This window comes from Mucilaginibacter sp. SG564, from assembly GCF_013149275.1.
GTDB lineage: Bacteria > Bacteroidota > Bacteroidia > Sphingobacteriales > Sphingobacteriaceae > Mucilaginibacter.
In genome coordinates this window covers 98,090-123,453 of sequence record NZ_JABGNA010000012.1, presented here as the reverse complement: position 1 = coordinate 123,453, position 25,364 = coordinate 98,090, and the positions used below count along the sequence as shown (strand labels likewise).

Sequence of the window (25,364 nt, the reverse complement as noted above, 5' to 3'; positions counted from 1 at the left end):
GCCGTCGAAGAATGGTGGGCAGGCCTCTGCGCTCTACCCTTCGACGGGGCTCAGGGTGACAGCCCTCTTTGTGTTATTCTTTCGTTATACCTTTTTATAGTCTATTACGCTCTGCTAAGGCCGTGGGGTCATAACCCCTTTAAAGTTTGCGAAGTAATATAATCTACCACGTCTACAAAGCTACTGTTTTGTTGGTAAACGGCTAACTGCCTGTCGGCGCCGGTGCCGTGTTCCAGTATTTTGTGCACATATTGCAGATCATCGCGCGAGCCTAATTCGTCCACCACGTCATCCACAAAATCAAGTAGCTCCAATACCAGCGAACGGGTATTTACTTCCATTTCTTTGCCAAAGTCGATCATTTTACCATCGATGCCATATCGGGCCGCGCGCCATTTATTTTCGTTGATGAGCGCACGTGAATAAGTGATGAACTTCATGTTCTGCTGCCGTAGCTTATACAGTTTGGCGCACAGGGCCTGGAACAGGGCGGTAAAGGCGATGGTTTCATCAACCAGCATGGGGCAATCGCAAATGCGGAATTCGATGGTTTCGAAGAAGGGGTGCACGCGGATGTCCCACCAGATCTTTTTGGCATTATCAATACAATTGGTTTTTACCAGCAGCTTAATATAGCTGTCATACTCTTCAATACTGCTGAAAGAATCGGGGATGCCGGTACGCGGAAACTTATCAAACACCTTGGTACGGAAGGATCTGAACCCAGTATTGCGCCCTTCCCAAAAAGGAGAGTTGGTTGACAAGGCAAAAACATGCGGCAGAAAATACCTAACCTGGTTGGCTATATGGATAGCCATATCGCGCGACTGGATGCCTACATGTACATGCAAACCAAAAATAAGATTGGAGCGGGCGGCTTCCTGCATTTCGTCCACAATTTCAAAATAACGCGGATGATCGGTGATCAGCTGATGCTGCCAGTGCGAAAACGGATGTGTGCCCGCTGCACCAATACGTAAACCAATATCGCCGGCCAATTGGGCCACCGTGGTTCGCAGCTTGCTTACCTCCTGACGGGCTTCCTGGGTGTTATGGCAAATATGCGTGCCCACCTCCACTACGGCCTGGTGCATTTCGGCCTTTACCTGATCCTCGTGGATCTTTTGCGCGCTATCCACAATTTTTTGCTCATGCGATTTTAATTCCCTGGTCACGGGATCAATCACCATAAATTCTTCTTCAACACCTAAGGTAAACTCGTTCATAATTGGTTAGGTTATAGTACTCATTCAAAATCCCCTCTTGAGAGGGGGCGGGCCTGGCTGTGCGGTGGCTGGGGTGTGTTCTACTATTTGCAATAAACACACCCCTTCACCTCTCTCAAGAGGGGAATCGCGCTTGCCCTGCACTTTTTATTTTTTGGCAGCAGGTTTTTTGGCTGCTTTCTTTACCTCTTTTTCCTTTTTTACTTTTGCTTCAGGTTTGGCCTTTGCCTTTAAGGGCTGGGCGACTTCCTTAACCGGAGCAATCGCTTTCACCACTTTGGCTGCTTTATTTACTTTGCTCTCCGTTTCCACAGGCGGATTCACCTTACCAATATAAATTTCCTTTTTTACCGGTTTGGGACTCACCAGCGGAGTTTTAGCAGCTGATGTTTTTACATATTCGCCCCAGGTAAGGTTGTCCAGACCGGCTTTTTGTTTTTTGGCGCGATCGATGGCATAATCGGCGGCGGTTTCCACCACCCAGTCAAAATTTTCCTGGCCCACGCTGGTTACTTCGGCATCTGGAGCTGGGTTGCAAAAATCAATCGCGTAGGGGATGCCATCACGCACGGCAAATTCAACCGTGTTAAAATCGTAACCCAGGTACTGGTTCAGTTTGATCACATAATCTTTAACCGTATCCAATAGTTTTTTAGCCGCCGGTGCCTTGCCATGTTCATAACGCAGATGATGCGGGTTGCGTGGTTCATATTGCATAATGCGTACATGCTTGCCTCCAATGCAGTAGCAGCGGAAATAATCATCAAACACCACCTCTTCCTGCAGCATCATTACGTACTGCTTAGTTTGATCATATTTGCTGAAAAAATCATCCCGGTTTTGCAGTTGGTAAACCTCTTTCCAGCCGCCACCATCAAAAGGTTTCATATAGGCTGGGAAACCCACATAGTTGAATATGCCATCCCAATCTAAAGGGTAGGCCAGGTTGCGGAATGATCTGTCGGTAGTATCATCGGGCAGTTCTTTGGAGGGTAGTATCACCGTTTTGGGTACAGGAACACCCAGCTTCACGGCCAGCGCGTTATTGAAGAATTTTTCGTCGGCGCTCCACCAGAATGGGTTATTGATCACCGCGGTACCACAGATAGCCGCGTTTTTGAGGGCGGCCCGGTAAAAGGGGACATCCTGTGATATACGGTCGACGATCACCGCGTAATCCAATGGCTCAGCCTGTAAAACCTTATCGATACGTACAAACTCTGCCGAAATATTTTTTTCGGCCTTTTGATTGATCCGATCAACAAATGCCTGTGGAAATGAATTTTCCTGTCCGAATAAGATGCCTATTTTTTTCATGGTAGATGGGGTTAAACGCTAATTTCTAAACTCTAAATCCTAAAACGAATCGATAATTCTTTGTCTTGATTCCTGACTCTTATTCTTGTCTCTATTTATTGCCTTTATTTCTTGCCGTGTCTTGATTCCTGGTTCTTGATTTCTTGCTTCTATTTTATCGTTGACAAATAATGCGGGAACATTTCGCGCCAGATGGGCCAATCATGATTGGCAAAAGGGCGGATATCCAGCCAATGTTTAATGTTTTTTTGATTTAAAATGTTTGATAACTGCAGGTTATATTCTTTGCAGATGTCGTGCTCCGAGGTTCCCAGGATGATATTCATGTTCCATAAATCCGGGGCATTATCACCCGGTAAAAAATCAACAGGGTTATTGTAAAATATATCGTCGTTATAAAAGCCATCGGTAAACATTTTGATATCAAACGCGCCGCCCATGGTAAACAGGTTGCTTACTTTCTCTGGATGCTTAAAGGCGAAGTTGGCCGCATGGTAACCGCCAAAACTGCAGCCCGCCATAACTACTTTACCCACGCCGGTTTCGTGCATGGCCCAGGGTACCAGTTCGTCAACCAGCATTTTATCGTACCGTGTATAGTTACGGGCACGATCGGCGGGAGATATGCCTTCGTTGTACCAGCTGCGGTCGTCTATGGTGTCGGGACAGTAGATCTTGACCAGGCCCTGGTCAATAAACCACCTCACGCTTTCTATCAAGCCAAAATCCTTATTCTGATAATAGCGACCCTTAGTTGTGGGGAACAGGATCACGGGATAACCGCGATCGCCAAACACCAGCATTTCCAGGTCGGCACTTAAATTTGGCGAATGCCAGCGGTGATATTTTTCGGTCAAAATAATAGATTTTTGGTTTCAGAAGGTAAGTTAAGTGGTTTGACTGAAAAAGGCAACAGTCTGATAAATTAAAGGTTAGGGGTAAAAACAAAAAGTATTTTTACTTTTGCACCCTTAAAATTTGACGAAAGATGTATTGGGGCTGGGCTGAAACAGAAATGACGATCACCAAAAAAAATATCACTATAAATTCTGCATTACTTAATCGCGAGGTTACCTGCACACTGGTTATGCCCGATGAGCAGGAACTTACAGAACCACTAAACTTGTTGTTATTGAATGATGGGCAGGAGCTGGAAAATCTGCAATTACTGGCAACACTGGAGCAATTGTATAACACCAATCGCATAAAACCTGTGTTGGTAGTGGTTATACATGCTGGTGAAGACCGCATACAGGAATACGGTATAGCCGGTAAACCTGATTTCAAAAAGCGCGGCTCCAAAGCCGATGTTTATACAGTATTTATAAAAACCGAATTGCTGCCACAAATCAAGGAGGAGACGGGTATCAATGATTTTGAAACGACAGCCTTTGCGGGCTTTTCATTAGGCGGATTATCGGCTTTTGATATTACCTGGAACAATAGCGATGTGTTTGATAAAGTGGGTGTGTTTTCCGGATCGTTCTGGTGGCGGAGCAAGGACCTGGCCAAGGGCTATACCGATGCCGACCGGATCATGCACGCGGTTATCAGGAATACTATAGGTAAACCTGATCTGCAATTCTGGCTGCAAACCGGTACCAAAGATGAAACCACCGACCGCAACAAAAATGGCATTATCGACGCTATTGACGACACCATCGATCTGATCAAAGAACTTGAAAACAAGGGCTATACACGCCCCGATGATATACAATATGTAGAGCTGGTTGGTGGTACCCATGATACCGCCACCTGGAGTAAAGCGCTGCCTAAGTTTTTGATCTGGGCTTTTGGGCGATAGTGATTTCTATGTAAAATTTAGTTAATCAATAGGTTAAAAGAATAGGTGTTTACGCTTTTTTGGTAATTATATTGTATAAATGTTTGCGGATAAACCCACAATCCTTTAAAATGCCATATATTAAGCTTACCTTTGCGCCAAATTTTAGGGAGCATTTTCATGCAAAAAATAAGAAACATCGCGATTATCGCACACGTTGACCACGGTAAAACCACATTGGTTGACAAAATATTGCACAGCTGTTCAATATTCAGGGACAACGAATCAACCGGTGAACTGATACTGGACAATAACGATCTGGAACGTGAACGTGGTATCACCATCGTTTCAAAAAACGTTTCGGTTAGATACAAAGACGTTAAGATCAACATTATTGATACCCCGGGTCACGCCGACTTTGGTGGCGAGGTGGAACGCGTATTGAAAATGGCCGATGGTGTATTATTACTTTGTGATGCTTTTGAAGGCGCCATGCCTCAAACCCGCTTTGTAACCCAAAAGGCTTTGGCTTTAGGCTTAAAACCAATTGTGGTTGTAAACAAGGTTGATAAAGAAAACTGTCGTCCGGAAGAAGTTTACGAACAGATATTTGAATTATTCTTCAACCTTGAAGCTACCGAAGAGCAACTGGATTTCCCGGTTATCTACGGTTCATCAAAACAAGGTTGGATGAGCACCGACTATAAAAAACCAACAGAAGATATCTTCCCGTTGATGGACGCCATTTTGGAAAACATTCCACCGGCACCTATCGCCGAAGGTACCCTGCAAATGCAGATCACTTCTTTGGATTACTCCTCTTTCGTAGGTCGTATCGCTATTGGTCGTGTGGCCCGTGGTACTATCAAAGAAAACCAGCCGGTTTCCTTAGTAAAACGCGATGGTACTATCCAAAAATCAAGGATCAAAGAGCTTTATACCTTTGAAGGTCTGGGTAAAGTACGTGCTACCGAAGTAGGTTCTGGTGATATCTGCGCCGTTGTAGGTATCGATGGTTTTGACATTGGTGATACTATTGCCGATTTTGAAAAACCAGAACAACTGGAAGTTATCAAAATTGATGAGCCTACCATGAACATGTTGTTCACCATCAATACTTCACCTTTCTTTGGTAAAGAAGGTAAATTTGTTACTTCACGCCACCTGCGCGATCGTTTGTTTAAAGAGATGGAGAAAAACCTGGCGCTTAAGGTTGTTGAAACCGAATCGCCTGATTCATACCTGGTGTATGGTCGTGGTATCCTTCACTTGTCAGTACTGATCGAGACCATGCGTCGCGAAGGTTATGAATTACAGGTAGGTCAGCCACAGGTTATCGTTAAAGAAATTGACGGTGTTAAATGTGAGCCTATCGAGTCGTTAATTGTTGATGTACCGGGCGATGTTGCCGGTAAAGTAATTGAGTTGGTAACACAACGCAAAGGCGAACTGTTGATCATGGAGCCAAAAGGCGACTTACAGCACTTAGAGTTCGAGATCCCATCACGCGGTATTATCGGTTTACGTAACAACGTACTGACTGCTACTGCCGGTGAAGCTATCATGGCACACCGCTTTAAGGCTTATGAGCCATGGAAAGGTGTTATCCCTGGTCGTTTAAATGGTGTATTGGTATCTATGGATACTGGTAAAACTACCGCTTTCGCGATTGATAAATTACAGGATCGTGGTCGTTTCTTTATCGATCCGGGTGTTGATATTTACGAAGGACAGGTTTTAGGCGAGCACATTCGCGATAACGATTTGGTGATCAACTTAACTAAAGGCAAGCAGTTAACCAACATGCGCGCATCTGGTAGCGATACCAACGTACGTATAGCACCTGCTATCAAATTCTCGTTAGAAGAATCAATGGAATATATCCAGGCTGATGAATACATTGAGGTAACCCCACAAAGCATCCGTTTGCGTAAGATATTCCTGAACGAAAACGAAAGAAGAATTAACGCTAAAAGGTTTGTTAATCAATAATTAACAGATCTTCAATAGATATAAAAGCCTCCAGGATTTTCCCGGAGGCTTTTTTTATGCTTAATAAATATATTTATGAAATCAAAATGAATAATATGTTTATATTATTCATTTTTTATTATTTTGATATATGAATTATCAAAATAATGTCATTTAATAATTGTTTTGTGTATTAAGAAAGGTGTTTTTTTATACTTTTATTTTGATTTATAGTTGTTTATGTATTTATGATATTGAGTATTTATTTAATATAAAAAATATATAAATTAAATACAATAGTTGTAGATTGCCGTAAATAAAAACCTATAACAACACAATGACAACATTCAAAAAAAATCTTACACATGCTGTAATAGGCATGCTGTTAACAGGCGTATTTGCCTCATGTCAAAAAAGTAACGACAAAACCGTTGACCCGACTTCCAAACAAGCATCAGCTTCAAACAAAAGTGTAAATGGTATTACTGGTACCTCTATCGCTGTAGAAGTTGGTGCTGTGAGCAAAAAAAGCAGCGGTACGCTTGACCTGTTTGGCAGAAGCACCACCAACACCTTATTACACAAGAGCTGGACAAGTGCCAGCGGCTGGACCGCATGGGAAGATTTAGGTGGTAACATCGTTTCTGCACCAGCCGCGTCTTCAAGACAATCAAACGCTATCAACGTGTTTGCACAAGGGCCAACCGGTCACCTCATGCAAATCTATTATGTAGATGGCCAGGGCTGGTCGCCATGGATCGATCTGGGGGGTAATATCACCTCCGCTCCTTCATCCACATCACAAACAGCCAATGATCTTTCTGTTTTTGCAAAAGGTGCAAATAACGATCTGGTTGTGCTTACCTGGAATGCCGGATCGGGATGGGGCTCATGGGCAAGCCTGGGAGGCACCATTACTTCGGCTCCTGCTGCTATTTCCAGAAGCTCAACTACTACCAATGTTTATGCTAAAGGAGCTAACAACAATCTGGTGCAAATCTATTCAGTTTCGGGCAGCTGGTCAGCATGGACCGATCTGGGCGGTACCATTTCATCTGCGCCAAGCGCGATAACCCGTTCAGCTAATGACATCAATGTTTATGCTAAAGGTACATCAAACACCCTGAAACAAATTTACTGGACAGCAAGCGCTGGCTGGTCGGCCTGGACAGATCTGAATGGCAGCATCACCACAGCTCCCGCAGCAGTTGCAAGAGATGCTAACAACATTAACGTGTTTGCTTTAAACAATACCGATCTGCAGCAGATCTACTGGACCTCGGCCGGTGGTTGGGTTAACTGGTTCAACATGCCTCAATAAGAAATACATTAACTGATCAATTAACAGGGGCGGTGCTTTTATAGCGCCGCCTTTTTTGTTACTTCATTTGCTTGTAACCACCAATAGCAGGAAGCCAAAAATGCCAAAAAGTGGGTTTACATGTTTTAGCTCATTTATTATTAAAAATAAACATAAGTAATTGATTATAAGTTATATAAAATAATGTTAACCAAAAAAAGTGTAAACCATGTAAACCCACTTTTTTAGTAAAAAATCTCGCTGCTGTGTATACTTTCGCTCGTTGCAAACTGTAAGTGTGGGGCGCTAAACAGAGCTTGGGAGTGTGCGATTCCCCTCTTGAGAGGGGGCAGGGGTGTGTTATTCTGCTTAATGAACACACCCCTGCCATTACACAAGCCAACGCGCCCCCTCTCAAGAGGGGAGTTTGATGCCTGCGCTCGTTTGCAACAAATACTTAACATGGCTGAGCGTTTATAACGCAAGTCTGTAACCGAAAATGTTATCGGCCTTTCAGCTTCGCGATAGCGCCATCAATAATGCTGTTGATATCTTCGGATAGCTTCAAAAAGTAAACGGCCGGCAGATAAAGCGCAGTGATAAATGCGGTGCGCACCATGGTATCAACATAATAATTACCGACGTGAAGCGGAAGTATCCAAACCGATAAATAATAAGCCAGTATGCCGGTTGCCAGCGCCAGTACGCACTGAATAGTGAATGGCTGCATACCAAATTTGATCCAGATAAATATATACCTGAACAGGTTAAAAACAAAATAAGTTATGGCCGAAGCTATGGCCGATCCGGTAATACCATAACGTGGGATCAGCAGCAGGTTGGCCACAATAATAAGTACCACCAATAGGAGGTTAAACAGCGCCTCATATCTGAAATATTTTGATGTGGCCATAATCACCCCATTGATACCTGTTGATGCCTCTATCAAAAAACCCATACTTACAAAAAATATGGCGTATTTTCCTGCACTGTATATGTGCGGTGAAATCCCCAAAATATTATCGATACTGGCCCACATCAGTATAAACAGGAATAAGGAGGCGATAAGTTGTGTTACACAGCTTTTTTCATACACGGTACGGATATTTTTAAGATCGTTGCTTTTCCATGATTCAGATACAATGGTATAAGCAATGCTGTACAGTGAACGTGTAGGTAAGGAGATAATGAGGCCAAAGTTAAAGGCCAGTGAATATATAGCAGTTGAGCTGAGGCCGAGTTTTTTAAAAATGAGGTAATTGTCTACATTCTGAATAATAACAGGGGCCATTCCTGTTAGTATGGTAAAAAAGCAAATGCCGATGAGCTTATTAACCATATCGCGGGTTAAAAATGCCATGTCTGGCTTAAGCGAAAATTGGCCATCGCGTATGATCCGGGCTACGATAAAAAAGGTGGGTATCAGGTTGGCCACCAGCCACAGCCACATAAAATTCTCAAAACTGATAAGCCTAAAATAGATGAGTATAATAGGTACCAGTATAAATACCCTTTTGGTAAACTCACGCAGTATAAGACCTGTAGTCATGTTATAAAGCATGCGGGCGTACAGGTCAAACACATTAAAAAATAACGTAAAAACAGTAAGCGGCACCAGGTACCAGTAATATACACTAAAGAGGGGCGATGATTTGGCCGAACTGCCATCTGTACTATGGCTCACGATCTGGTCTTTAAACAACCAGGCTATCAGTACAAATAAAATGGTACCCACTAATGACACCATAGAGGCCAGGAACAGGTAGCCGTGATGTTTTTTTTCATCACTGCGGAAGTAAGGAAAATACCGGGCAGTACCGTTAAATCCCAGTATGGAGAATTGCGCAAACACCAAAGGGGCCGATGTCAACATGGCTATCAAACCATATTCGGCCGGACTTAAGGAATGGGGCATCAGGTAATTGATAGATAGAAAACCGATAAGCACCCCCAAATAGGAATATATGGTGCCTTTAATGGTTTGTTTTTTTATGATGCCCATTCAGTTAGTTGGCCGTGTTACGGGTTAAAATGATAATTTTGAAATGCAAATGGCAAATATAAAATATAAAGTGTGTGTGTTAACGCTTACCTACGCAAATAGGTGGCAATTTTTGGAGCAGGTACTAAAACGCGTGCTGTCATTTGCCCCGGTAACACAGGTAGTGGTAGTGAATAATGCCGCGCTTTATAATGTAGAAGAATGTGCCGACGGATTGAACGATAACCGTGTAAAGGTTTTAAACAATGCCGAAAACCTGGGCTCAGCAGGCGGTTATAAACAAGCTTTGGAATACGCTTACCAGCAAACAGATGCCGATATGGTTTGGCTGCTGGATGATGATAATCTGCCGGGTGAAAACTCGCTGGATATTCTGCTCCAAAACTGGGAACAAACAGCAGAAGCCAACGATAAAAAGGCCTTATATTGCCTGCGCGAAGACAGGCCACCCCATGTAAAAATAGCACGCGGCGAGGACCCGGGCAGATATTACCTGGTGCCTGATAATTTTATGGGCTTCAGCATATTCAACATCTTTAAAAATCGTTTATCTAAAGCACGTGATAAGTTTTCGGGCGTATCGGCGTATTTGTCAAAGGCTGCCATGCCTTATGTGCCTTACGGCGGCTTGTTGATGCACCGTGCCATGATCGGACTGATCGGTTTTCCCTACGAACAGTTTTATCTGTATGTAGATGATTCGGAGTATACCTACCGCATCACCAAAAACGGCGGAACCATATGGCTGATCCCGGAATGTAAAGTGTTGGATATCGACCAGTCGCAAGGCTTAACCTATCAGCCCAAAGCCTTCCATTCGCATTTGCTCGATCAGTGGAGTTTCCGCACCTATTACGCCGTCAGGAATCGGATGTATTTCTACGCGCGTAACGCGGTGGATTCGGCTTTGATTTTTTCGATTAACAAAAACTTGTACCTGTTTTATCTGTGGATCATCAGTATCCTGAGTTCCAAACAGCAGGAGTACCGGAAATTCTTAACCGCCGTGAATGATGGGCTGAAGGGAAAAATGGGTAAGGCCGGGCCTGGGAAATGGTGATTTTGAGAAGAGGGGAGTTGAAAATCAAGCTTCAGTGAGAAATCGCATGAAGCATAAACGACTCACCCGGTCTACGCTTCGCTATACCACCCTCTCTCCGGCTTTGCCGTAAAGAGGATAAGGAAAAGATTTGTCATGCTGAACGTAGTGAAGCATCTATTATTGAACTTTTCCATTATAAAATAGATCCTTCGTTCCTCAGGATGACAAAAACTAAGAGAAGAGTCCCTCTATGCGCAAAGCGGAGAGAGGGGTGACGAGCGCAGCGATGTCGGGGTGAGTTGAAAAATTTTACCTGCTTAAAAACATAAACATTAAAGTGATAGTTTTACATTCGTAAACTCATGCAGGAATCAATTATTGGCGGAAACTATAAAACCGCGTACGATCAGTTTTATCAAAAGCACGACGAGGCCTGGCGTATGCTCAGCGCCAAATACAAGGCGCAGCATATCATCGATGTTTGCCGCGGACTCAATTTTACCAAAGTGCTGGAAGTAGGTGCGGGCGATGGCAGTATCCTCAAAATACTGTCGGATAATAACTTCGCGGCGGAGTACCATGCTGTCGAAATATCGGGTAGCGGGGTAGAGTATATTCAGTCGCGCGGTATTAAAGGCCTGGCATCGGCACAGGTATTTGATGGTTATAAGCTGCCTTTTGATGATGATAGCTTTGACCTGATCATCCTGTCGCACGTACTGGAACATGTGGAGCACGAGCGCCTGTTGCTGAGCGAGTTAAAACGGGTAGGCAAACAATGTGTTATTGAAGTGCCGCGCGATTATAAAACCGGGGTGGATGCCCGCATTAAACATTTTTTGGCTTATGGCCACATCAATGTGTATACGCCAACATCGCTGCGCTACCTGCTGCGCACCGAAGGTTTTGAGATCGAGAAGGATCTGACATCGATGATCGAGCCCGAAGTAACCCGCTTTAACGCTTACGTAAATCAGAAAAAAGCGAAAAGCTTTGTGAAAAATCTGAAAATAGCCGCTGAGTTTACCGTAAAACAAAGCCTTGGAAAAATTTTCGGAAAAAAAATAACCGAACAATTTGCCAACGCTTATACCGTTTTGTGTAAGAAAGCCAGCGATCAACCAGAATTGTTTTAATAGTATCAAGTTTTAGTATCAAGTAATTAGTATCAAGTATCAAGACTTTTTAAAACCATGAGCTCCGTTTTGCGAAGCTGTCTTGATACTTGATACTCGCTACTTGATACCCAGCGAATACCCAACCCAAAAATAACTATGCAACAGCTTGCCCCTATAGCGCTATTTGTATACAACCGGCCCGATCATACACGCCGTACCCTGATCCATTTGCAAAAAAATGTACTGGCAGAGGAATCGAGGTTATACATTTTTTGTGATGCCGCCAAAACCGATGCCGACCGCGATAAGGTGGAGCAGGTAAGGCAAATAGCCCGCGAAACTACCGGCTTTAAATCGGTAAGGGTTATTGAGCGCGATCATAACCTGGGTTTGGCCGAATCCATTATCAGCGGGGTAACGCAGTTAGTGTATGAGTATGGCAAGGTAATTGTTTTTGAGGACGACTTGCTGTCATCGCCCTATACATTGGAATATTTTAACGAGGCCTTAACCTATTATGCCAGCCAGGAAAAGGTGATGCATATCGGTGCCTACATGTACAACCTCAAGGATAAGGATCTGCCCGAGTCATTTTTTTATCGGGCGGCCAGCAGCTGGGGCTGGGCAACCTGGGCACGCGCCTGGAATCATTTTGAACCGGATATTGATAAGCTGATAGCCCAGTTTGATACGCTCAGCATCATCCGTTTTTCGATAGAAGGTAAGATGAACTTCTGGCGGCAGATACAGGAATTTAAAGCCGGTAAAAACAATTCCTGGGCCATTCGCTGGTATGCCTCTATCTTTTTAAAAGGTGGTCTTACGCTTAACCCGGCGCGCTCACTCATCAACAACATCGGGCACGATGGCACCGGCGTACACTCTAACCGCGAGAACATGTACGATGTGCACATCTCGCAGCAGCCCGTTAAAAAATTCCCCGATGTAATTGAGGAAAACGAAAAAGCCTACCAGGCCATCAAACATTTCCTTGCCCACCGCAAAGGCAACCTGTTTAAACGCATGGTAAGGTTTGTGAAACAAAAGGTAGGGTAGATAACAATACAAATTTGTCATCTCGAACGAGGTACGAGGAGAGATCTTATACGCAGAATAAGCTAATTGCAAAAGATTTCTCCTCGTGCCTCGTTCGAAATGACATAAAGGAATTGCCTCTCCCCAATTTTTACCCCATCAAAAAAATCAGTATATTTGTATATACCACGGCCCGGTTATCCGATCAAAAAGGATAACCGGGCTGTTTTGTTAAAGGAAAAATAGCGTTAAAAATCGACTGTTTTTTGCATGGTTATTTGACAATCAATAAATTAATACTTTTTAAAGTTTTAAAAACACGTTAAAACTGCTTTGAGATTTGTTAAAAAGTGTTAAAATGAGGGTTTTAAATAAATTTTTGGCTGTTTTTACCCCGTTTTTGAGCAAAAAAGTGTTAAAATTTGAGGTTTAAAAAGTTTTTACGAGAGTGATCAGGACAAAAATGTTAAAATGTCATCACGCAAAAATTGGGTAAAAACAAAACGAGTTTTTAGCACCAGCCGGTATTTGGGTTCGGCCCGAATAAATGTATTTTTGGAACATGTTAAAAGTAGTGCATCTGAATACCTATGATGGCAATGGCGGTGCGGGCCGGGCCTGTATGCGGCTAAACCGGGCACTGCTCAGTCAAAACGTCGATTCAAAGGTCATCGTGCACTATAAGTTTGGGAAAAATCCGCAGATAGGCACTTTTAACAAAAATCCGGTACAGAAAGCCTATGCCGCAGCTACTATTATCCTGGAGCGAATTCTGGCCAAAAGGTATCTGAAACCATTATCGCGCACCCCATTTTCATTTACCTGGTTTGGGCGGTCGGTTATCCGCTACTCTGAGGTGAAAAACGCCGATATTATACACTTGCATTGGATAAATCACGGTTTCCTGGATCCGAAGCACATAGCCCAGATAGCCAAACTAAATAAGCCTGTGGTGTGGACCTTTCATGACAGTAATGCCTTTACCGGCGGCTGTCATGTACGCTATGCCTGTGATCATTATATGCGGGAATGCGGTAATTGTCCGCTGCTGATCCATGAAGGCGAAAACGACATTTCGCACAAAATATGGCAGCAAAAACGCAAAGCTTATGATGTGCTCGATTTTGCCGTAGCCGCTCCAAGTACCTGGATGCAGGCATCGGTAAAAAACAGCAGCCTGATGCTGGAGAAGGCGGTAAATCATATCCCCAATACCCTCGAAACCGATATTTTTAAACCCGCAGATAAAAGGCGGGCCAAACAGAAAGTGGGATTGTCCACAGATAAATTTATTTTCCTGAGTGGTTTTATGCCATCGCGAAAGGATCTGCACAAAGGTACCCAATACCTGCTGGATAGCCTGGAACTACTGAAACAGCATTTAGGCGCAAATGCCGACCAGGTAGAACTGGTGATATTTGGCAATCGGGGAACAGAAGGCGTGCCCGATTTTCCGTTCAAGACCAGCTTTTTGGGTACGATCAATAACGATGAAATGCTTGCCCAATGTTATGTCGCGGCAGACGCTTTCCTGATACCATCGTTGGAAGATAATTTGCCCTACACGGTAATGGAGAGCCTGGCCTGCGGAACGCCCGTTATAGCCTTTACAACCGGTGGCATATCAGATATGGTGCAGCACGAATATAACGGCTACCTGGCTACTTATAAATCGGCAGAGAGCTTTACGGATGGCATGGAGTGGATCATCAAACATCCTGACCATGAACTGCTACAGCAGCAGGCAAGGCAAACTATTATGGATAAGTTTTCGGAGGAAGTTATCGCCCAAAAGCATATCCGCCTTTACCAAAGCTTGTTGCAAAAGGAGGATGCTGATGTTTGAACCTAAGCTGAGCGTAATTACCATTGTGTATAATAATGTGCGAGATATTGAGCGCACGATGCTTTCGGTTATAAGCCAAACTTATACCAATATCGAATATATTATTGTGGATGGCTTGTCAACCGATGGCACGCTGGATATGATCAGTAAATACCACGACCGTATCAGTAAACTCATCAGCGAAAAAGACAAAGGTATTTATGATGCTATGAACAAGGGCCTGGCCATGGCTACTGGCGATTACGTTATTTTCATGAACTCAGGCGACGAGTTTTATGACCCTGATACCGTAACCGCCGTATTCGCATCAGCTGAAGATGCCGACATTTACTATGGCGAAACAGAAATGATGGACGATAGCGGGCAAAGTTTGGGGCAGCGCAGGCATCAGGCCCCTGCGGTTTTTACCTGGCGTAGTTTTAAATATGGCATGAGCATTAGTCACCAGGCTATTTATATCAGGCGTAGTTTAGCCGATCCCTATGATAACCGCTATAAGCTCAGTGCCGATATAGACTGGATCATCCGCGCAGCCAAAAAGGCTAAAAAAATAGTGAACGTGAACAGGTATGTAGCCAAATACCTGGTAGGGGGGATGTCCAAAAAGAAGCATCGCCAAAGTCTAAAGGAGCGTTTTGACATTATGAAACGGTATTACGGATTGATCCCTACCGTTTTCAATCATTTTGTAATAGCCTTTAATCTGGGCTGGTATTGGCTCAAAAACAAGCGTACAAATGACTAACCCGCTTTTTTAATGCATAAAAAAAGCGATGGATATTAAACCCATCGCCCTTCATTAATATAGTTAAGCCTTATGCTTTTTTGGCGGCAGGCTTAACTGCAGGTTTCTTTTTGGCTTCGGTGTAAATAGCACCACCAAGAGCCAATACCAACAAAATAGATCCAGCTAAAGAGATATTTTCGCCGGCATAGTAAGATGTTGGGTGGAATATGAATTCGATCTTGTGGTTACCAACTGGTATCTGCGCGGCACGTAAAAGATAGTCAGCACGGAAGTATGGTTTTTCAACACCATCAATCAGCATTTTCCAGCCTTTGTCATAATATATTTCAGAGAAAACTGCTATTTGTGAGGCAGTTGAACCACTTTCGTATATTAAATGCTCTGGTTTATAGCTTACCAGTTTAATAGTTGCCGAAGGAACATTTCCTAATGATTTTTCGTCTATTAAGCTTTTGTATTGTTTATCAACAATAGCTTCGTCTTTAGGGGAAAAGCTACTAATTGCCTGCATTTCCTGGTCTGCATTTTCAGCGTATTTGATGCTCTTAACGAACCATGCATTGCCACATGCGGTTTGGTTAGCCTGCATGGTTGCATTACCTGTTTTAGGATCAGTATTAATAATGTATTTGGTGTTTAGCATATCCAAAACATCCTGATTTACGCTTTTGGTAAATTGATTTTGAATCAGCTCATCAAAACGTCTTAATCTGGCTGAATGGAATCCCCCTACTGTTTTATAAAAATAAGAGGAATGCGAATCATGGAAAGGATCTCCATAGCTCATATCAAATACCCTGAAATTGGGATCAGGATCTTTCATGATAAATTGGTCAACTTCACGAGGTGTATATTGCTGTTCCAGATCAGATTTTGCTACAAAATTACTGTCTTTTAAGTAACGCTTATCAACACCCCACATATCAAACAATACAATAGCGGCCAAGGCCAAAGCAGCCATATTTGTTTTTATTTTTTGTTTGATCAGCAGCCATATCAGGCCGGCAGTTAATAGTACAAAGATCAGTGAGCGTATAGCATCGGCACGCTCCAAGCTTGTCCTGTCATCAACAAAATCACTTGCAATGGAATTAGCTAATGAGGTATTGCCTTTAAATATCTGGGTTAGATTATTAACAAAAGCTAAATGATCGTCTGCCTTAAAGCTTAATATGACATCGGGTATGGCTATCATAATCAGTAGTAGCCCTCCGGTTATATATAAAGCTATCTTGCCACGTTTCAAAATAAAAGCTTTATCAGTATTAGTTATAACCTCGTTGATGGCCAGTAACGCGAGTATTGGGAAACAAAGTGATGCTATAACCAAAGTAGACTCAACTGCCCTGAACTTGTTGTACATCGGCACATAGTTGAAGAAAAAGTCAGAAATGAAAGGAAGATTCTTACCAAATGACAAAAACATGCTTAGCAAAACAGCACTTAGCAGCCACCATTTTATCCTGTTTTTAACGATCAGTAAGCCTAAGATAAACAAGAAACACACAGCGGCGCCAAAATACCAGGGGCCAAATGTGCTTGGTTTATTGCCATAGTATAACTGTTGTGAGGCAAAACCACGGGCTTGTTCAGGATCAACTCCGTTGTCGGTAAGCGCTTTCACTACCTTGGAGTCATCAGCCGCAACAGTACTGCTACCACCACCATAGGCATTGGGTATTAAAAAGGTAAGGCATTCGCCTACACTTTGACTCCAGGTATACGCATAGTCTTTATCCAGACCGTGATTTGGCCCGGTTGTTCCTTTCTGCGTTAAATTGGCTTTACCTCTTATGGTATACTGACTATATTCATAAGTAGTCCATAAAGTGCTCGCATTTACAGCAATTGCCAGTACGATGCCAATCACTAAATAACCAATAGATTTTAAAAATGGCTGGAGTTTTTTATCTTTTATAGCATGATAAAGCTCAATGCCCAACAATATAGCAATGGTTAAGAGCAGGTAATACGTCATCTGAACGTGATTGCTCCTGATTTCCATCGCAAGAAAAAATGCTGTAATGGAAGCTCCTAACAAGTGTTTTCCTCTTAATGTTAAAATTATACCAGCAAGTATGGGTGCGAAAAAGGCAATAGCATAAGCCTGATTGGAATGCCCGGCAGTAATATAAATGAAGTTATAAGACGAAAAAGCAAAAGCGATAGCACCTGCCGCTGCCAACCATGGTGAAAGCCGTAAAACACTGAATAACAGATAAGCCCCTAAAAGATATAGCAAAACAGTATCAACAGGGTTAGGAAAAACGGCCTTTAAAACATCGATCACATGCGATGTGATGTTGAATGGGAAGGATGCCCATATCTGGTAAGCTGGCATACCGCCAAACATTTGATTTGTCCATAATGGGGCATGTCCGGTTGCTGCCTTAACATCATTGATCTCTTTTTGCATAGATTGCGCCTGAGATACATCGCTCTGAAACAATACTTTGCCCTGTATTATAGGACTAAAGAAATAAGCATAGGAGATTACTAAAAGAATTGCTACAATAATGAAGTGAACACTATTACGCTTAAACCAGTTGTTCATTTAAGTTTTTTGAAATGGATAATATATATTCCTCAAAAATAGAAATTTGAATGACAATTGAGTTACATAATTCGGAATTCGAATATTCGATTTCGGATTTGGGAAAATTTGATGATTTTGGATATTAAAAAGCAGGGTTTGATACTATTTCAAACTAAATTCGAGCATCCGAATGGCAAAGCCCTCTTGAACGCCTTGTAAAAGCAAATCAAAGTGAAAAATTCCGGAAACAGGAATTAGCAATTAAGCTCCCGACTGCGAAGCAGGAAAAATAGTAACACCATGCCTGCAAGGCTTACCACATAAGCAATCACCTGGGCTTTGCTGTAGTCTTCGCGGTTTTTGCGTATGCTGAAAAAGTTATAGAGGGCAAGCGCTCCTAACACCACCCAAAAAAATGTGCCAATCTTAGCACAGGCGGCAAAAAGCTGCAAAGCAACTGTAAACACAATATAATTGGCCACAATAAGTATAACAGCTTCGGGGGTGTTGTTATGGTTTGGGCGTCTTTTGTATACTTCTTCTGGCAGCATATTGATTATTTCACTTCTTCGTAATCAATAAACTCGCCTTCAGAATCGGGCACAGTACTCTTTTTTCCTTGTGGAATATAATCAACCCTAATGGCTCCATCCGGGCGTTTTGATGATTGACGTTGTTGCTGCTGAGCCTGTTGTTGGGCCTTATTCACCACGCTTTCAAAAAGCACAGGAAGCAGGTATCGTACTAAACTGCGTATGATATATAGTATACAAATTGATATGAGTAGAAAACGAATTAAAAGCATCACATTAATTTTTAGCTTACAAATATAAGTTATATAACGTAAAAAATGTTTTAATATGATGTTGGATAGATGTGCAAATGTGCGGCTTACAAATGTGCAGATGAAAAATCTACATCCTCATGATATTCATTTGCACATCCGCACATCTGAAATCTGCACATCTAAAACTTCTCTTCCATCATTTTTTCCAGGGCAAACATCTCATCGCGTAACTTTGCGGCCAGTAAAAAGTCCATATCCTTGGCGGCGGCGAGCATATCTTTTTTAGTGTTGTCGATCGATTTTTTCAGATCGGCTTTGGTCATGTATTGAACTATCGGATCGGCAGCCAGTGATATGGCATCGGCTTCTACATAGGCTTTTTGCACACCTCCCTGGAAGTCGACCACTGAAGTTTGTTCCATGATCTCCTCGCGCGATTTGCCGACTGTTGTTGGTGTTATGCCACGTTCGGTATTATAGGCGATCTGAATGTCCCGACGGCGATTAGTCTCGTCCATGGTAATCTGCATGGAGTCAGTGATCTTATCGGCATACATGATCACCCGGCCACGGTCGTTACGCGCAGCGCGGCCAATAGTTTGTATCAGTGAGCGCTCCGAGCGCAGGAAACCTTCCTTATCAGCATCCAAAATAGCTACCAGCGATACCTCAGGCAAGTCCAGCCCCTCACGCAGCAGGTTGATGCCGATCAATACATCAAATTCGCCCAGTCGCAAACCCCTTAATATCTCTACCCTTTGCAAGGTTTTTACTTCGGAATGGATGTAGCGGCATTTGATACCCAGTCGGTCCATATATTTTGCCAGTTCCTCGGCCATACGTTTGGTAAGGGTAGTCACCAGCACACGGTCGCCTGCTTTGATGGTTTTATCCACTTCGTCCAGCAGGTCATCTACCTGGTTAATTACCGGGCGAACATCGATAACAGGGTCAAGCAAACCGGTAGGGCGTATCACCTGCTCCACCACTACACCGCCCGATTTTTCCAGTTCAAAATCGCCGGGAGTAGCGCTCACATAAATGGTTTGCGGAGCCAGTTTTTCAAACTCCTGGAAGTTGAGCGGACGGTTATCCAAAGCAGCCGGCAACCTGAAGCCATAATCGACCAATGATATTTTGCGCGACCTGTCGCCGCCATACATGGCCCTGATCTGCGGAACGGTTACGTGGCTCTCGTCAATCACCATCAGGTAATCGTCGGGGAAATAATCCAGCAGACAGAAGGGGCGTGCGCCGGGTTGCCGGCCATCAAAAAAGCGCGAGTAATTTTCGATACCCGAGCAGTAGCCCAACTCGCGTATCATTTCCAGATCGTAATTTACCCTTTCTTCCAGACGTTTGGCTTCCAGGAAACGACCATCATCGATAAACTGCTTTTTGCGGGTTTCCAGTTCTTCCTGTATGGCCCAGATGGATTGGGTAAAACGCTCGCGCGGGGCAACGTACAGGTTAGCCGGGTACACGATCATGTGGGTCATTTTTTCGACGGTTTTCCCGGTGGTCACATCAAATGTACTTAGCTCCTCGATGTCATCGCCAAAAAAAGAAATGCGGTATGCATAATCCAGGTAAGCAGGGAAAATATCAACCGTATCGCCCTTTACCCGGAAAGTACCACGTTTAAAATCGGCGGTAGTGCGGGCGTAAAGTATCTCGACCAGCCTGTGCAAAAAGGCGTTACGGCTAATGCGTGTACCTACCGCGAACTTGAAAACCGAGTCGGCAAAGTCGTCAGGATTACCCATACCGTAGATGCAGGATATGGATGATACCACGATTACATCCCTGCGGCCCGACATTAAGGCCGAAGTGGTACGCAAACGCAATTTTTCGATCTCTTCGTTTATTTGCAGGTCTTTTTCAATATAGGTGTTGGTAGTAGGTATGAATGCCTCGGGCTGATAATAGTCATAGTACGACACAAAATAGTTCACCGCGTTTTCCGGGAAAAACTGTTTAAACTCGCCGTACAGCTGTGCGGCCAGCGTTTTATTGTGGCTCAGGATCAGCGTAGGCTTTTGTGTTTGCTGTATCACATTGGCGATAGAGAACGTTTTGCCCGATCCGGTAACACCCAGCAGGGTTTGGAACGGATCGCCATTGTTTACCCCTTCAACCAGTTGCCTGATGGCCTCGGGCTGGTCGCCGGTGGGGAAGTATTGTGAGGTTAAATTAAAATCCATGTTGTTATGTAAAAATACAAATATTCCTGCAATAGGTTTTGCAATTCAAAATAAGTACGGGATAATGACAACCTTATGTCAGTAGTTTTTGGCGCGTCAAAAAAAATCGCGATGGTCCGGATCAATTTTTCTTTTTTCTGTGTTGCTGGCGAAAACGAAACTTACAAAATTCAAACTGCCTATTCTGCCCGGGGACTTTTTAAACCCCTTATTTTAACAATTTTCTGCTCAAAATGATAGTGAAATGGGTCTAAAATGCTTGAAAATTTATTCAAAACCATCGATTTTAACACTTTTTAACAAATTTTTGATGGGTTTTGAAAAGTTTAAAAAGTATTAATTTTCTGATTGTCAAATAACTGTAGTAAAAACGAGCGATTTTTAGAGCGTTTTATCTCTTTAACCAAACAGCCCTGCTTACAATTTTCAAAGTAAGCAGGGCTGGCCTGTAGTATTATTAAAGATACGAAAAATATGGCAATAAAAAAAGGTGTCATTGCGAGGAACGAAGCAGAAGCCCCCTCTAAACGGCGGAGCCCTCATGTAATAATCTCCCCCAAAAGGGGAGACTTCAAAAAAGTATTTTAAAGCCCTCTCCTTTGGAGAGGGTTGGGTGAGGCTTCTGCTTAGTGCCTCGCAATAACGCCAGTAGATATTTTATTCAAATTAATTCGTCAACCTACCAATCCGCTTTGCCCGTTCAAACATGCTCAGGCGTTTCATTTGCTCTTCCACTTCGGCTATGGCCAGCAGCAGGTTGTTTTGCGTGGCGGTGAGCTCTGTTAAGGCGGCTATCATTACATCCCAAACGGGTTTCATTTGCTCGATCAGTTCCTGGCCTTTGGGAGTGAGCTGGATGAGGCGTTTCCTTTCATCGGTCTTGTCTTTTTTGGAACGGATCAGTTTTACTTTTTCCAGTTCCTTCAACAAGCTAATGGTAGAAGGGTGGGTGTAGCCAATTTCGTTGGCGATTTCCACCACGCTTAAAACCGATCGCAGGTGCAGGGTATAGATCACCGGGAACCATTTGGGTTCAAAATCAATCCCGTTGGCTTTATATATCAGCACCCCATCCTTCCGCAATTGGTCGCTAAGGCGCTGCAGTCTTGTTGCAATGGCTAAAATGCCCGATTCATCTATCACATTCATGTATAAACCTGTGCTTAGTTTGTCAAATGTAACTGATAAAAAACAGTATCGGCGCTCATTACCGGAAATGCTTTAGGCAGATCTGTTTTGGGCAGCCTGGTAAAACCATTGCGTTCATAAAAGCGGTGAGCTGCTTTGAGTACCTCAACAGTACCCAGGTAAATATCATTGATCTGGTTTTGGCGGCAATAATCAATCAGGGTATCCAGTAACGATTGGGCTAAACCCAGTTCCTTGCCCCGGTATTCTTTACGTACAAACATTTTACGGATGGCGCCTGCATGCTTGTCGAACGCGATGAGCCCGATAGTACCTACCAGTTGCTCCTGGTGTTTGGCTCCCCAGAAACCGCCGCCGGTTTGATGATAGTTTTTTTCGATATCCAACAGGTCGGGCTGATCATTCAGCGTAACGGGTACGTTAAATTCAATTTGCTGTATAGGCAGGATAATATCAATGATCTGTTCGCAATGATCATTATTTAATGGGGTAATGGTGCTAAGTGTATTCATAACAATAAATTTATATGTAAAACTACGTAGTTAACTACATATATTCATAATCGAATTGTAAATTTTTAGTATCAAGTAGTTAGTATCGAGTATCACGACATCTAAAACTTAAAACTTATATTTACGTTATTAAAAAAATCTTGATTCTTGGCTCTTGATTCCTGACTCTAATATAAAAGCATGATCTTTATCCTCAATAAAACCAACACCATTGCCAACCAATTTTTGGCCGAACTGCGTGATGCCGGCATACAGCAGGATAAAGCGCGCTTTAGGTATAACCAGGAAAAACTGGGCCAGATACTGGCATATGAGCTCAGTAAAACACTCTCTTATGAAGCTAAGGAAGTGCAGACCTCATTGGGGACGGCCACGGTGGGCGTACCTGTTGATCAGCCGGTGCTGGGGACTATTCTGCGTGCCGGTTTGCCCTTTCACCAGGGTTTTATAAATTATTTTGATCAATCGGCGTCGGCTTTTATTACAGCGTATCGCAAGGTAAAACGTACCGGCGATTTTGTGATCCAGGTTGATCATATCTCCACCCCAAACCTCGATGGTAAAATATTTATCCTCTGCGATACCATGCTGGCCACCGGACAAAGCATCGTGGTGGTATGCAAGGAACTGATGGCCCAGTATAAAATAAAAGAGCTGCATATAGCCGCAGTGATTGCCAGCACCGAAGGCGTAGCGCATGTAAGGGCCAACCTGCCCAAAGCCAAATTATGGTTATGCGCCGTTGATGATGAAATGACCAGCAAAGCCTACATCGTCCCCGGCCTGGGCGATGCCGGGGATTTGGCTTTTGGGGAGAAAGCATAATTGATTTCGGATTTGAGATGTTCGATTTTTAACTATCGTTTGTTTTTAAATGTGTTAAAGAAGGCTCCGCCGTTTCGGATTTAGGAAGGGAATAGTTTAATTTTGTCACCAACATATAAAAGCGCGTCATTGCCACGCTGCGCTCGCAATGACGTGAGGGGCAAAACATCCAAATGAACAAATACAAACACATCTTCTTTGACCTCGACCATACCATCTGGGATTTTGATAAAAACGCCGAAGAAACCCTGAATGAACTTTTTATACTGCATCGTTTACAGGAGATAGGCTTATCATCGGCCGATCTGTTCATCGAAACGTATACCCGTAATAACCACGAGCTTTGGGCGCAATACCACGTAGGTGCCATCACCAGGGATGAGCTGCGCGAAGCCCGGTTTAAAAGAACATTCATCCAGCTTGGCCTGCACCCCGACCTGATCCCCGCCGATTTTGAAGACGCGTATGTACGGCTTTGTCCTACCAAAACCAACCTGTTCCCGCACGCGCATGAAACGTTGCGGTATCTGCAGGGTAAATACACGCTGCACCTCATCTCCAATGGATTTAAAGAATCGCAAAAGCTAAAGATAGCCGGTACCAACCTGGGGCAATATTTTCAACATATCATTGTATCCGAAGATGTGGGTGTTAATAAACCCGATAAGGCCATATTTGAATACGCCGTTAACCTGGCGGGTACCAACAGGCAGGAGAGCGTGATGATAGGCGACAGTTTGGAAGCCGATGTTTACGGGGCTTTGAATTATGGCATGGATGCCATCTTCTTTAATCCTTTCAGCGCTCCCAAACCCGATGATGTGCCTGTGCAAATTACTCATTTAAAAGAACTGATTACTCTTTTATAAAATAGTTATAAATGGTGTCATTTCGACGAATATGAGCGGCAGGGGGTAGAAAGGCATGAGGAGAAATAACGGCATACCGCAGAAGATTTCTCCTCGCCCCATTGCTCAATCCACCCTCTGCTCGTCGAAATGACACGTGGTTTTTGTTTTGAGTGGACAGCTTTCTGCATTATTTATTATTTAAAAGAGCTAACTTTATTGTTATGAGCATTGCCAAGGAGCTTAGAACCATTGAAACTGCGCTGGATAATTACCGCGAACGGCTGGATACCATCCCCGATGAATTGTTTGCCGAAACGCCGGCAGGTGGTGGCTGGTCCTCGGCCGAGGTGTACAGCCACGTAATGCAGTCAACCCTTCGCTCATCAATAGCTATTGAACGTTGCGCCCACAGTAATTGCCCGCCTACTAAAAAAGGCCTGAGTTTACAGGGGCATTTTGTGTTGCTTTTTGGATGTTTTCCACCCGTAAAGATCAAAATGCTGGATATTATGAACGTAGAAAAGATCAGCAAAGAGGATGCCCGCAACCTGATCATCAAATGCCGAAAACGGATAGAGGATATTGCCCCCATCATTGCAAAAGCCTCGCCCGATGTACGTTACGGGCATCCGCGTTTAGGCATGCTCAACGCCAAACAATGGATCAAATTTACCCGGATACATTTACTGCACCATTTAAAACAGTTGGATCAGATCAAAAGGAAAGTGGCTAGCCTCACCTAATAACAGGTGTAAAACCATGTTGAAGAGCCGGCTCACCCGGTCTACGCTTCGCTGGACCACCCTCTCTTCGCCTGCGGCGGAAAGAGGGTCAAGAAAAAAGAAACGAAAAATCCCTCTATGCGCGAAGCGGAGAGAGGGGTGACGAGCGCAGCGATGTCGGGGTGAGTTTATACACGGATGAGGCCCCAAAAAATAAATTTCACCCTCACGTGAAACCTTTTACATTTAACAGAGTCTTAACAGTAAGATAATTTGGTTTACCGACATTTGCTAAAATCATTATATGATGAATTTTGAGTATGCGTATCTGGTTGTTATAAGCTTATTGCTCCTGGTGGGGGCCTTTTATATCAGCCCTTATGAACTGAA

General features: G+C 43.5%; 21 protein-coding genes. 11 read left to right on the top strand and 10 right to left on the bottom strand.

The window, feature by feature from the left end; all coding sequences use genetic code 11:
* Positions 1-128 precede the first annotated feature (128 nt).
* The 3 genes from FHW89_RS23700 to FHW89_RS23690 all read right to left on the bottom strand — a co-directional run bounded on the left by FHW89_RS23700 (position 129) and on the right by FHW89_RS23690 (position 3,400).
* Positions 129-1,226: a carboxylate-amine ligase gene (locus tag FHW89_RS23700; RefSeq protein WP_172337539.1), complete on the bottom strand. Its 1,098-nt coding sequence runs from the start codon at positions 1,224-1,226 to the stop codon at positions 129-131.
* Positions 1,227-1,373: 147 nt separating this feature from the next.
* Positions 1,374-2,543 (bottom strand): RimK family alpha-L-glutamate ligase, encoded by a 1,170-nt coding sequence (locus FHW89_RS23695; RefSeq protein WP_172337538.1) that lies wholly within the window; start codon positions 2,541-2,543, stop codon positions 1,374-1,376.
* A 149-nt stretch (positions 2,544-2,692) separates the two neighbouring features.
* Positions 2,693-3,400 (bottom strand): esterase family protein, encoded by a 708-nt coding sequence (locus FHW89_RS23690; RefSeq protein WP_172337537.1) that lies wholly within the window; start codon positions 3,398-3,400, stop codon positions 2,693-2,695.
* Positions 3,401-3,558: 158 nt separating this feature from the next.
* Between FHW89_RS23690 and FHW89_RS23685 the strand changes: the two genes are divergently transcribed.
* The 3 genes from FHW89_RS23685 (at position 3,559) to FHW89_RS23675 (ending at position 7,618) form a co-directional block, all read left to right on the top strand.
* On the top strand, positions 3,559-4,347 hold the full coding sequence (locus FHW89_RS23685; RefSeq protein WP_253952310.1) for an esterase family protein: 789 nt from the start codon (positions 3,559-3,561) through the stop codon (positions 4,345-4,347).
* Positions 4,348-4,506: 159 nt separating this feature from the next.
* The gene (typA, locus tag FHW89_RS23680; RefSeq protein WP_172337535.1) at positions 4,507-6,318 is read left to right on the top strand and encodes a translational GTPase TypA; all 1,812 of its coding nucleotides are present in this window, start codon (positions 4,507-4,509) and stop codon (positions 6,316-6,318) included.
* A gap of 316 nt (positions 6,319-6,634) precedes the next feature.
* The gene (locus tag FHW89_RS23675; RefSeq protein ID WP_172337534.1) at positions 6,635-7,618 is read left to right on the top strand and encodes a carbohydrate-binding protein; all 984 of its coding nucleotides are present in this window, start codon (positions 6,635-6,637) and stop codon (positions 7,616-7,618) included.
* Between the two features lie 481 nt (positions 7,619-8,099).
* Here FHW89_RS23675 and FHW89_RS23670 read toward each other — a convergent pair whose 3' ends face one another.
* Positions 8,100-9,599, bottom strand: a complete 1,500-nt coding sequence (locus tag FHW89_RS23670; protein ID WP_172337533.1) for a lipopolysaccharide biosynthesis protein — start codon at positions 9,597-9,599, stop codon at positions 8,100-8,102.
* Positions 9,600-9,648: 49 nt separating this feature from the next.
* On the opposite strand from FHW89_RS23670, the gene FHW89_RS23665 reads away from it, so the two are divergent.
* The 5 genes from FHW89_RS23665 to FHW89_RS23645 all read left to right on the top strand — a co-directional run bounded on the left by FHW89_RS23665 (position 9,649) and on the right by FHW89_RS23645 (position 15,385).
* Positions 9,649-10,659 (top strand): glycosyltransferase, encoded by a 1,011-nt coding sequence (locus FHW89_RS23665; protein WP_172337532.1) that lies wholly within the window; start codon positions 9,649-9,651, stop codon positions 10,657-10,659.
* Between the two features lie 344 nt (positions 10,660-11,003).
* Positions 11,004-11,777 (top strand): class I SAM-dependent methyltransferase, encoded by a 774-nt coding sequence (locus FHW89_RS23660; protein ID WP_172337531.1) that lies wholly within the window; start codon positions 11,004-11,006, stop codon positions 11,775-11,777.
* A 138-nt stretch (positions 11,778-11,915) separates the two neighbouring features.
* Positions 11,916-12,815 (top strand): glycosyltransferase, encoded by a 900-nt coding sequence (locus FHW89_RS23655; RefSeq protein WP_172337530.1) that lies wholly within the window; start codon positions 11,916-11,918, stop codon positions 12,813-12,815.
* Positions 12,816-13,356: 541 nt separating this feature from the next.
* Positions 13,357-14,640, top strand: a complete 1,284-nt coding sequence (locus tag FHW89_RS23650; RefSeq protein WP_172337529.1) for a glycosyltransferase — start codon at positions 13,357-13,359, stop codon at positions 14,638-14,640.
* Positions 14,633-15,385 carry a glycosyltransferase family 2 protein gene (locus FHW89_RS23645; protein WP_172337528.1) on the top strand — a complete coding sequence of 251 codons (753 nt, stop codon included), beginning with the start codon at positions 14,633-14,635 and terminating at the stop codon, positions 15,383-15,385. Before FHW89_RS23650 ends, FHW89_RS23645 begins: the two co-directional genes overlap by 8 nt.
* Positions 15,386-15,455: 70 nt before the next feature.
* On the opposite strand, the gene FHW89_RS23640 is transcribed toward FHW89_RS23645, so the two are convergent.
* The 6 genes from FHW89_RS23640 to FHW89_RS23615 all read right to left on the bottom strand — a co-directional run bounded on the left by FHW89_RS23640 (position 15,456) and on the right by FHW89_RS23615 (position 22,576).
* Complete coding sequence (locus tag FHW89_RS23640) at positions 15,456-17,942, bottom strand: hypothetical protein (RefSeq protein ID WP_172337527.1); 2,487 nt, start codon at positions 17,940-17,942, stop codon at positions 15,456-15,458.
* Between the two features lie 236 nt (positions 17,943-18,178).
* The gene (locus FHW89_RS23635; protein WP_172337526.1) at positions 18,179-18,475 is read right to left on the bottom strand and encodes a hypothetical protein; all 297 of its coding nucleotides are present in this window, start codon (positions 18,473-18,475) and stop codon (positions 18,179-18,181) included.
* A gap of 5 nt (positions 18,476-18,480) precedes the next feature.
* Positions 18,481-18,729, bottom strand: a complete 249-nt coding sequence (locus FHW89_RS23630) for a DUF4834 domain-containing protein (RefSeq protein WP_172337525.1) — start codon at positions 18,727-18,729, stop codon at positions 18,481-18,483.
* A gap of 161 nt (positions 18,730-18,890) precedes the next feature.
* The gene (gene uvrB, locus FHW89_RS23625) at positions 18,891-20,915 is read right to left on the bottom strand and encodes an excinuclease ABC subunit UvrB (RefSeq protein WP_172337524.1); all 2,025 of its coding nucleotides are present in this window, start codon (positions 20,913-20,915) and stop codon (positions 18,891-18,893) included.
* A 666-nt stretch (positions 20,916-21,581) separates the two neighbouring features.
* Positions 21,582-22,064, bottom strand: a complete 483-nt coding sequence (locus FHW89_RS23620; protein ID WP_172337523.1) for a MarR family winged helix-turn-helix transcriptional regulator — start codon at positions 22,062-22,064, stop codon at positions 21,582-21,584.
* Between the two features lie 14 nt (positions 22,065-22,078).
* Positions 22,079-22,576 (bottom strand): GNAT family N-acetyltransferase, encoded by a 498-nt coding sequence (locus tag FHW89_RS23615; protein ID WP_172337522.1) that lies wholly within the window; start codon positions 22,574-22,576, stop codon positions 22,079-22,081.
* 180 nt (positions 22,577-22,756) lie between these two features.
* On the opposite strand from FHW89_RS23615, the gene upp reads away from it, so the two are divergent.
* From upp to FHW89_RS23600, 3 genes are all read left to right on the top strand, one after another.
* Positions 22,757-23,401 (top strand): uracil phosphoribosyltransferase, encoded by a 645-nt coding sequence (upp, locus tag FHW89_RS23610; protein WP_172337521.1) that lies wholly within the window; start codon positions 22,757-22,759, stop codon positions 23,399-23,401.
* Between the two features lie 173 nt (positions 23,402-23,574).
* Positions 23,575-24,270: a YjjG family noncanonical pyrimidine nucleotidase gene (locus tag FHW89_RS23605; RefSeq protein WP_172337520.1), complete on the top strand. Its 696-nt coding sequence runs from the start codon at positions 23,575-23,577 to the stop codon at positions 24,268-24,270.
* A 203-nt stretch (positions 24,271-24,473) separates the two neighbouring features.
* The gene (locus tag FHW89_RS23600) at positions 24,474-24,995 is read left to right on the top strand and encodes a DinB family protein (protein WP_172337519.1); all 522 of its coding nucleotides are present in this window, start codon (positions 24,474-24,476) and stop codon (positions 24,993-24,995) included.
* Positions 24,996-25,364: the final 369 nt, after the last annotated feature.

Coding starts and splice junctions, on each gene's coding strand:
- FHW89_RS23630 (WP_172337525.1), bottom strand. CDS start 18,729: ATGCTTTTAATTCGTTTTCTACTCATATCAATTTGTATACTATATATC.
- uvrB (WP_172337524.1), bottom strand. CDS start 20,915: ATGGATTTTAATTTAACCTCACAATACTTCCCCACCGGCGACCAGCCC.
- FHW89_RS23615 (WP_172337522.1), bottom strand. CDS start 22,576: ATGAATACACTTAGCACCATTACCCCATTAAATAATGATCATTGCGAA.
- upp (WP_172337521.1), top strand. CDS start 22,757: ATGATCTTTATCCTCAATAAAACCAACACCATTGCCAACCAATTTTTG.
- FHW89_RS23600 (WP_172337519.1), top strand. CDS start 24,474: ATGAGCATTGCCAAGGAGCTTAGAACCATTGAAACTGCGCTGGATAAT.
- FHW89_RS23670 (WP_172337533.1), bottom strand. CDS start 9,599: ATGGGCATCATAAAAAAACAAACCATTAAAGGCACCATATATTCCTAT.
- typA (WP_172337535.1), top strand. CDS start 4,507: ATGCAAAAAATAAGAAACATCGCGATTATCGCACACGTTGACCACGGT.
- FHW89_RS23650 (WP_172337529.1), top strand. CDS start 13,357: ATGTTAAAAGTAGTGCATCTGAATACCTATGATGGCAATGGCGGTGCG.
- FHW89_RS23605 (WP_172337520.1), top strand. CDS start 23,575: ATGAACAAATACAAACACATCTTCTTTGACCTCGACCATACCATCTGG.
- FHW89_RS23685 (WP_253952310.1), top strand. CDS start 3,559: ATGACGATCACCAAAAAAAATATCACTATAAATTCTGCATTACTTAAT.
- FHW89_RS23700 (WP_172337539.1), bottom strand. CDS start 1,226: ATGAACGAGTTTACCTTAGGTGTTGAAGAAGAATTTATGGTGATTGAT.
- FHW89_RS23645 (WP_172337528.1), top strand. CDS start 14,633: ATGTTTGAACCTAAGCTGAGCGTAATTACCATTGTGTATAATAATGTG.
- FHW89_RS23640 (WP_172337527.1), bottom strand. CDS start 17,942: ATGAACAACTGGTTTAAGCGTAATAGTGTTCACTTCATTATTGTAGCA.
- FHW89_RS23665 (WP_172337532.1), top strand. CDS start 9,649: ATGGCAAATATAAAATATAAAGTGTGTGTGTTAACGCTTACCTACGCA.
- FHW89_RS23675 (WP_172337534.1), top strand. CDS start 6,635: ATGACAACATTCAAAAAAAATCTTACACATGCTGTAATAGGCATGCTG.
- FHW89_RS23695 (WP_172337538.1), bottom strand. CDS start 2,543: ATGAAAAAAATAGGCATCTTATTCGGACAGGAAAATTCATTTCCACAG.
- FHW89_RS23660 (WP_172337531.1), top strand. CDS start 11,004: ATGCAGGAATCAATTATTGGCGGAAACTATAAAACCGCGTACGATCAG.
- FHW89_RS23620 (WP_172337523.1), bottom strand. CDS start 22,064: ATGAATGTGATAGATGAATCGGGCATTTTAGCCATTGCAACAAGACTG.
- FHW89_RS23635 (WP_172337526.1), bottom strand. CDS start 18,475: ATGCTGCCAGAAGAAGTATACAAAAGACGCCCAAACCATAACAACACC.
- FHW89_RS23655 (WP_172337530.1), top strand. CDS start 11,916: ATGCAACAGCTTGCCCCTATAGCGCTATTTGTATACAACCGGCCCGAT.